Below are 7,801 nucleotides of genomic sequence, written 5' to 3' on the forward strand. Positions count from 1 at the left end.
CGGAAGATCGTCCGCCCCGGCGCCCGTCTACCCCACCGAGGAGTAGGCCACCACGCCCCGCAGCAGGCCGTCGACGGCCTTGCGGGCAGCCCTGGGCACCGTGGACCCCTCGGAGGGGGCCGCAGCGGCGATCTGGCCGAGCACGTCGATGACCTGCTTGCACCAGCGGACGAAGTCGCCGGCCGGCATCTCGGCCTCCCGGAGCACCTCGTCCAGCCCCTTGTCGGAGGCCCACATGTAGGCCGCCCAGGCGAAGCCGAGGTCCGGCTGCCGCTGGCCCACGCCCTCGGTCTGCCGGATGCGGAACTCCTCCTCCAGCGCGTCCAGCCGCCCCCAGATGCGGACCGTCTCGTCCAGCGCCGCCTTGGCCTTGCCGGAGGGCACCTTGGGCGCCATCGCGTCGTCCCCGGACCGGGACTCGTAGACCAGCGCCGAGACGCAGGCCGCGAGCTCGGCCGGTTTCAGGTCCTCCCAGACACCGGCCCGCAGGCACTCGCTGGCCAGCAGGTCCAGCTCGCCGTAGAGGCGGGCCAGCCGCTTGCCGTGCTCGGTGACCTCGTTGCCGCGCAGGTAGTCCAGCTCGGTCAGCAGGGCGACGATCCGGTCGAAGGTCCGGGCGATGGTGTTGGTCCGCCCCTCGATGCGCCGCTCCAGCTGCGAGGTGTCGCGCAGCAGCCGGTGGTAGCGCTCGGCCCACCGGGCGTGGTCCTCGCGCTGGTCGCAGCCGTGGCAGGGGTGCGCCCGCAGCGCGGTGCGCAGCCGCTTGATCTCGCGGTCGTCGGCTGCCTCGGCGCGGCGCCTGCGGTGCCGCTCGGGCGCGATGTGACCGGCCTTGGTCCGCAGCGCGGAGGCCAGGTCGCGACGGGACTGCGGGGAGCGCGCGTTGAACGACCGGGGGATCCGCATCCGGTCCAGCGCCTCCACCGGCACCGGGAAGTCCATGTCGGCCAGTCGCTTGACCTGGCGTTCGGCGGTGAGCACCAGCGGGCGCGGCCCGTCGTGCCGCTCGAAGCCGCGGTGGCCGTTGGTGCGGCCTGCGGGCAGACCGGGATCGAGGACCAGCGCGAGCCCCGCGTACTTGCCGGTCGGCACGTGGATGATGTCGCCGGGCTTCAGCTTCTCCAAGGAGGCGGCGGCCTCGGCACGGCGCACGTTGGCGCCCTGCCTCGCGAGCTCGTTCTCCCGGTCCTTGAGCTCACGGCGCAGCCGCGCGTACTCCTCGAAGTCGCCGAGGTGGCAGGTCATGGCCTCCTTGTAGCCCTCCAGCCCCTCCTCGTTCTTCTGGACCTGGCGCGAGATGCCGACCACCGACTTGTCGGCCTGGAACTGGGCGAACGAGGTCTCCAGCAGCTCCCGCGAACGGTGCCGCCCGAACTGCTCGACCAGGTTCACGGCCATGTTGTACGAGGGCTTGAAGCTGGACCGCAGCGGATAGGTGCGGGTGCCCGCGAGACCGGCGAGGTGCTCCGGGTTCATCCCGCGCTGCCACAGCACCACGGCGTGGCCCTCGATGTCGATGCCGCGCCGGCCGGCCCGGCCGGTGAGCTGGGTGTACTCGCCGGGGGTGATGTCGGCGTGGGTCTCGCCGTTCCACTTGACCAGCTTCTCCAGCACCACGGAGCGGGCGGGCATGTTGATGCCCAGCGCCAGCGTCTCGGTGGCGAAGACCGCCTTGACCAGGCCGCGCACGAAGAGTTCCTCGACGACCTCCTTGAAGGTCGGCAGCATGCCCGCGTGGTGTGCGGCGATGCCGCGCTCGAGGCCTTCCAGCCACTCGTAGTAGCCGAGGACGTGGAGGTCCTCCGTCGGGATGGAGGCGGTGCGCTCCTCCACCAGGGCGCGGACCTTCTCGCGGGCGTCCTCGTCGTTGAGCCGCAGCCCGGCGTGGAGGCACTGCTGGACGGCGGCCTCGCAGCCGGCCCGGCTGAAGATGAAGGTGATCGCCGGGAGCAGGCCCTCGGCGTCGAGCCGCTCGATGACCTCGGCGCGGCCGGGCGTCCAGATCCGGGAGCGCTGGCGGCGCTCCCGCTCCCGGTCGGCCTCGCGGATCATCTTGCCGCGGCGGCGCTCCTGGAACGACGGACGGCTGGCCTCCAGGCGGGCCATCCGCGTCAGGTCCGGGTTGACGGCCTTCTTCTGGCCCTCGGCCTCCTCGAACAGGTCGTACATCCGGCGCCCGGCGAGCACGTGCTGGAACAGCGGCACGGGGCGGTGCTCGGAGACGATCACCTGGGTGTCGCCGCGCACGGTGTCCAGCCAGTCGCCGAACTCCTCGGCGTTGGAGACCGTGGCGGAGAGCGAGACCAGGGTGACGGACTCGGGGAGGTGGATGATCACTTCCTCCCAGACCGCGCCCCGGAACCGGTCGGAGAGGTAGTGGACCTCGTCCATCACCACGTAGCCGAGCCCCAGCAGGGTCTGCGAGCCCGCGTAGAGCATGTTCCGCAGCACCTCGGTCGTCATCACGACCACGGGGGCGTCGGAGTTGACGCTGTTGTCACCGGTGAGCAGACCGACCTTGTCGGCGCCGTAGCGGCGGCACAGGTCGGAGTACTTCTGGTTGGAGAGCGCCTTGATGGGCGTGGTGTAGAAGCACTTCTTGCCCTGGTTCAGGGCCAGGTGGACGGCGAACTCGCCGACGATCGTCTTGCCGGAGCCCGTGGGGGCGGCCACCAGCACGCCCTTGCCCGCCTCCAGCGCCTTGCAGGCCTCTATCTGGAACGGATCGAGGCCGAAGTCGTACATCTCGCGGAACGTGCCGAGTGCGGTGGCCTGCTCCGCGGCGCGCCTGCGGGCTGCCGCGTACCGTTCGGCGGGGGAGAGATCCTCTGTCATCGTACGTTCGAGCGTACCCGTCGGCGCCGACAACCGAACGATCTTTTGCGGGCGCGCGGTCAGCCCGCCCCCGCCACCCGCACGGCGCCGCGGACGCACTCGGCGGTGACCGGCAGCGGGCCGAGGCGCTCGCCGTCGGCGTAGGCGGTCAGGTCCTGGGCGACCAGCTCGATCCGGGCCGCCCGGTGGGTGGTGACCACCGGGTGGTCGACGTGGGTGCCCTTGTACACCTGCGGGAAGACCTTCAGCAGGGTGCTCCGGCCGCAGCCGCCGACCACGGTCACGTCGAAGAGCCCGTCCCGCGGATCCGCCCCGGGGCAGATCCGCATCCCGCCGCCGTAGGAGGAGCCGTTGCCGACCGCGATCAGCGTCGCCTCGACGTCACGGGTCGCGCCCCCGTCCAGCGTCATCCGGTACGCCAGGGGGCGGAAGGCGGCGAGTTCGGCGAGGATCGCCAGGTCGTAGCGGAAGCGGCCGACCGGCAGCCTCATCCGGTTCCCCCGGTCGTTGACCCGCGAGTCGAAGCCGGTGGCGATCACGGTGCCGAACCAGCGCCCGTTCGCCCGGCCCAGGTCGACGTCGGTGAGCCGGGACTCCTTGAGGTCCCGGGCGATCCGCCGGGCCGCGGCGGCCGGGTCGCGCTGCGGGAGGCCCAGCGCGCCGGCGAAGTCGTTGCCGGTGCCGACGGCCACCACGCCGAGCGGGGTGCCGGTGCCGGCCACCGCCTGGAGGGCGAGGTGGACCAGGCCGTCGCCGCCGACGGCGACCAGGGCCCCGGTGCCGGCGGCCACGGCCTCGCGGGCCCGGACCAGCGCGTCGTCGGCGTCCAGGCCGAGGACGGTGCGCACGGAGAACCCGGCGTCCCGCAACGCCGAAGCGGTCGGCTGCGCCGCGTGGGCGCCCCGGCCGCGGCCCGCGGTGGGGTTGACGAAGAGGGTGATGTCGCTGGTCACGGCGGCACCCTACGAGGTCCGCGGCCCCGGGGGGAGCCCGGTCAGGTCACGTCGTCGTAACCGTTGACCTTGCCCGGCAGTTCCGCGCGCCCGCCGCCCGCCTGCTCCGGCAGCATCGGCGCGGCCGCGACCGGCTGCACCTCGTCGATGCTCTCCGGTGTCAGGTCCAGCTGGGACGCCTCGTCGTCGGAGAGGGCGGCGTCCTTGTTCTTGCGCGCCCGTCGCCTGTCGTTGAGGAGCGAGAAGCCGACCGCCAGGAAGAACAGCACCACGATCGGGCCGGAGAGCGCGAGCATGCCGACCGGGTCGGTGGTGGGGGTCGCGATCGCGCCGAAGACGAAGACGCCCATCACCACACCGCGCCACCAGCCGGCCATCCGCCTGCCGGTGACCACGCCGACCATGTTGAGCATGATCAGCAGGAGCGGCAGCTCGAAGGCGAGACCGAAGATCAGCACCATCCGGACGGTGAAGTCCAGGACGTCGTCCAGCGTCAGCATGTTGGACGCCACGTCGGGCGTGAGGCTCAGCAGCACCTTGACGCTGACCGGCAGCACCACGTACGCGAGCCAGGCGCCGCCCACGAACAGCGGCACGGCGGCGGCCACGAAGGTGTACGTGTACTTCCGCTCGTGCTGGTGCAGACCCGGGGCCACGAAGGCCCATAGCTGGTACAGCCAGACCGGGCTGGCGATGATCAGGCCCGCCATGAGGCTGACCTTGACCGTCACGGTGAAGGGCGACGCGAGCGTGTTGAACGACAGCACCGCGCAGTTGCCGCCCTTGCTCTGCGCGAATCCGCCTTCGCAGATGGGCACCGGAGCCGCGAGGAAGTCCATCAGCTGTTCGCTGAAGAACACCGCGCCGATCGTCACGGCGACGATCGCGACGACCGCCTTGGACAACCGGCTGCGGAGTTCCCGAAGGTGCTCCGTCAGGGGCATCCGCCCCTCAGGGTCCTTCTCCTGTTTGCGGGCAGACCTGAGCAACCCACATCCTCATCTCGTGCGGCAGGCCGGAAGGAGTCCGGCCCGGACGTCAGCGCTTGGTCGTGTCGGTCGGCTCGTTCACCGGGCGCGAGGTCGTCACGTCACCGGGAGCGGCCTGGATGACGCGCTGCGCGGGCTCGTCCGAGGGCGGGCCCGCGGGGGCCGCCTCGTCCTTCTTGCCCTCGTCCTTCATGGCCTTGGCCTCGCTCTTGAGGATCCGGGCCGACTTGCCGAGGGACCGCGCCATGTCGGGCAGCTTCTTGGCGCCGAACAGCAGCAGGATGACGACGAGGATCAGAATGATCTCGGTAGGTCCGAGCCGTCCCATAAGTCTTTACCTTCTCACCGAGGCCACTGGGGGTGTTTGGCTGTCGGAGCGGACAGCAGTCCGGCCTCCGCCAGCGATCGTAACGTCCGGGGATGAACGACGGGCGTCCCCGGGGCGTACTCCCGGTCACACGAGCCGATGCCTCGTTTCCGGCCCGCGAGACAGCAGCGTACCCGCCCCCGCCCTCGCTCGAACAGACTCACGCAGCCCGCCCACCGCGCCTCCCCGCCGCACCGCGCGCATCCGGCCACGGCTCCTCGCAGGTGAGGGCTTCAGAGGGTCCTCGCCGCCCTGGCCGTCCGTTCCGCCGCCTCCTCCAGGTCGGCGGCGGCGCCGCCGATGCGCCGGGCGGAGTCCTCCACCTGCGCACCGAGCCGCCGGGCCTCCACGAAGACCCGCACGGCGAAGAAGGCGAGGACGGTGAGCCCCAGGAAACCGAGGGCGACGGCGAGCATCGCCCAGAACATCGCACCGGACATGGGACGAGCCTACGCTCCGGCCGGGGCGGCGCCCGCGCCGGCCGGGTCCGCCGGAGCGGCGGGGCACACCGGGGCGGCGGCCTCGAACAGGCCGCCCTCCCCGTACGCGGCCAGCGCCTCGCGGGCGGCGTCCCGGGCGCTCCCGGCCAGTTCGGCGGGGGCGACGATCCGCCCGTCGGGGCCGAGCCGCAGCGCCAGGCGGCGCAGGGACTCCGGGGCGGGCGTGCGGATGGTGATCCGCAGGCCGCCGTCGGGCAGTTCCTCGGCGCCCTCGTGGGGGTAGTACTCGGCGACCCAGCGCCCGGCCGGGCCGACCTCGACCACGACCTCGGGGTCGTCGGCGGAGGGCTGGACCAGTCCGGCGGACAGGTCGCGCGGCTCGATCCGGGGCGGCTCGGAGGGCTCGTCGAGGATGCGGATCTCGGCGACCCGGTCCAGGCGGAAGGTGCGGCGGGCCTCGGAGCGGCGGCACCAGGCCTCGACGTAGGTGTGACCGACGCTGACCAGGCGGATCGGGTCGATCTCCCGCTCGGTCACCTCGTCGCGGGCCGGGGACCAGTAGCGGATCCACAGCCGGCGGCCCTCGGAGATGGCCCGGTCGACGTCGGCGAAGACGCCGCCCTCGGACTCGAAGGTCACCGAGAGCCGGGAGCTGGCCTCGGCGGTCTCGCCGGCCGCCGCCTCCACCTTGGCGGTGGCCCGCAGCAGCGCCTGCCGGTCGCCCTCGCGCAGGCCGGGCAGCGTCGCCACGGCGCGGGCGGCGACCAGCAGCGCGGTGGCCTCGTCGGAGGCCAGCCGCAGCGGCTGGGCGGCCTCGGCGGCGAGCGCGGCGGGGTTGTGCCACCAGATGCGCTCGCCGTCGGTGTCGATGTCGAGCAGGTCGCCGCCGCGGAAGCTGGTCCCGCACATGGGCAGCAGTTCCAGGTCGGCGATCAGCTCGTCCCCGCTGACGCCGAAGGCGCGGGCCACGTCGGCGACCCGGGCGCCGGGGCGCTCCCTGAGGTAGGTGACCAGGGAGAGCATCCGCCGGGTCTGGTCGATGGCGTTGGCGGGGCGGCTGCCCCGGCTGGTCGTCATGCTGCTGTTCCCCCTCAGCCCTTGGCCACGGCGCGCAGCCGGTCGATCACGTCGGCCCGCAGTTCGGCCGGCTCCAGTGCCACCACGTCGGGCCCGAACTCGACCAGCAGGGCGTCGAGCCCGTGGCCGTAAGGGATCTCCACCTCGTCCCAGCCGTCGCCGAGCGGGCGGACGGCGGTGGCGCGGGCGCGCAGCGGGTAGCCGCAGCCGGTGCGCAGCCGGATCAGGGCGGACCGGTCGGCGCTCTCGCCGGCCCAGCGGGCGACCGTCTCGCGGATGCCGACCACGTCGGGGACCTCGGCGGTGAAGGCGCCCGCGCGGGCGCGGACCTTGCCGGTGATGCGGGAGAGCCGGAAGACCCGCTCGGCGCCGCGGTCGCGGTCCCAGCCGGCCAGGTACCAGTGTCCGCGCCAGCACTCCAGCGCCCAGGGCTCGACCTGACGGGTCTCGGGGGCGACGGCGGTGGCCTTGCGGTAGTCGAAGACGACCGGGCGGCGGTCGCGGCAGGCCAGCATCAGCGGCTCGAACGCGGCCTCGTGGACCGGGATGCGCGGTTCGAGGGCGCCGTGGGCCGCGTAGGGGTCCACGTCCTCGGGCAGTCCGGCCGCGCGCAGCTTCTGCAGGGCGCCGCTGGCCGCGCCGGCCAGCCGGGCCTGCTGCCAGACGCTGGCGGCCAGGCCCAGGGCGGCGGCCTCCTCGGCGTCCAGGGTGATGGGCGGCAGCTGGTTGGAGTCGTGGCGGGCGAGGTAGCCGATCTCGCCGTCGAGGTTCTCGACGGTCTCGATGACCAGTCCGAGCTCCCGCAGGTCGTCCTTGTCCCGCTCGAACATGCGGTTGAACGCCTCGTCGGTGGAGGCCTCCAGGTAGGCCTCCAGGGAGGCGCGGAGCTCCCGCTTGCTGAGCGGCCGCCGGGTGCCCAGCAGGCACAGTGCCAGGTTCATCAGCCGCTCTGCCTTGGCAATCGCCATCGACGCCCTACGCCCTCTCCCTCACACACTTCCGACGGCCGACCGTACCGTTTCGGAGGGCCGGGGGGAAAGCCGAGGGGTGGGGGGGGGGGCGGGGGGGGGCGCCCGCGCCCCCCCCCCCGGGGGGGTTAGGGGGGGGGCAGACGCGCGGGGGGGGGGGCCGGGGGAGAAG

General features: G+C 73.1%; 7 protein-coding genes. All 7 read right to left on the reverse strand.

Features of this window, described 5'->3' with window-relative positions; all coding sequences use genetic code 11:
* Positions 1–27: 27 nt before the first annotated feature.
* On the reverse strand, positions 28–2,835 hold the full coding sequence (locus ABZ836_RS14630) for a DEAD/DEAH box helicase (protein ID WP_356138077.1): 2,808 nt from the start codon (positions 2,833–2,835) through the stop codon (positions 28–30).
* A gap of 59 nt (positions 2,836–2,894) precedes the next feature.
* A complete protein-coding gene (locus tag ABZ836_RS14635) occupies positions 2,895–3,788 on the reverse strand; it encodes a diacylglycerol kinase (protein WP_361142111.1) in 894 nt (297 codons plus the stop codon).
* Positions 3,789–3,829: 41 nt separating this feature from the next.
* Positions 3,830–4,732, reverse strand: coding sequence for a twin-arginine translocase subunit TatC (gene tatC, locus ABZ836_RS14640; protein ID WP_356138081.1), 903 nt, complete (start codon positions 4,730–4,732; stop codon positions 3,830–3,832).
* 94 nt (positions 4,733–4,826) lie between these two features.
* The gene (tatA, locus tag ABZ836_RS14645) at positions 4,827–5,105 is read right to left on the reverse strand and encodes a Sec-independent protein translocase subunit TatA (protein ID WP_356138083.1); all 279 of its coding nucleotides are present in this window, start codon (positions 5,103–5,105) and stop codon (positions 4,827–4,829) included.
* A 272-nt stretch (positions 5,106–5,377) separates the two neighbouring features.
* Positions 5,378–5,572, reverse strand: coding sequence for a hypothetical protein (locus ABZ836_RS14650; protein WP_356138123.1), 195 nt, complete (start codon positions 5,570–5,572; stop codon positions 5,378–5,380).
* Between the two features lie 21 nt (positions 5,573–5,593).
* Positions 5,594–6,661 carry a WYL domain-containing protein gene (locus tag ABZ836_RS14655; protein ID WP_356138085.1) on the reverse strand — a complete coding sequence of 356 codons (1,068 nt, stop codon included), beginning with the start codon at positions 6,659–6,661 and terminating at the stop codon, positions 5,594–5,596.
* Between the two features lie 14 nt (positions 6,662–6,675).
* A complete protein-coding gene (locus ABZ836_RS14660) occupies positions 6,676–7,629 on the reverse strand; it encodes a WYL domain-containing protein (protein ID WP_361142114.1) in 954 nt (317 codons plus the stop codon).
* Between the last annotated feature and the right edge of the window lie 172 nt (positions 7,630–7,801).

It is taken from the genome of Streptomyces sp. NPDC047130 (assembly GCF_040643475.1).
Lineage (GTDB): Bacteria > Actinomycetota > Actinomycetes > Streptomycetales > Streptomycetaceae > Streptomyces.

Excerpts from the sequence above, each read along its gene's own strand:
- ABZ836_RS14630 (WP_356138077.1), bottom strand. The coding sequence starts at position 2,835 with ATGACAGAGGATCTCTCCCCCGCCGAACGGTACGCGGCAGCCCGCAGG.
- tatC (WP_356138081.1), bottom strand. The coding sequence starts at position 4,732 with ATGCCCCTGACGGAGCACCTTCGGGAACTCCGCAGCCGGTTGTCCAAG.
- tatA (WP_356138083.1), bottom strand. The coding sequence starts at position 5,105 with ATGGGACGGCTCGGACCTACCGAGATCATTCTGATCCTCGTCGTCATC.
- ABZ836_RS14650 (WP_356138123.1), bottom strand. The coding sequence starts at position 5,572 with ATGTTCTGGGCGATGCTCGCCGTCGCCCTCGGTTTCCTGGGGCTCACC.
- ABZ836_RS14655 (WP_356138085.1), bottom strand. The coding sequence starts at position 6,661 with ATGACGACCAGCCGGGGCAGCCGCCCCGCCAACGCCATCGACCAGACC.
- ABZ836_RS14660 (WP_361142114.1), bottom strand. The coding sequence starts at position 7,629 with ATGGCGATTGCCAAGGCAGAGCGGCTGATGAACCTGGCACTGTGCCTG.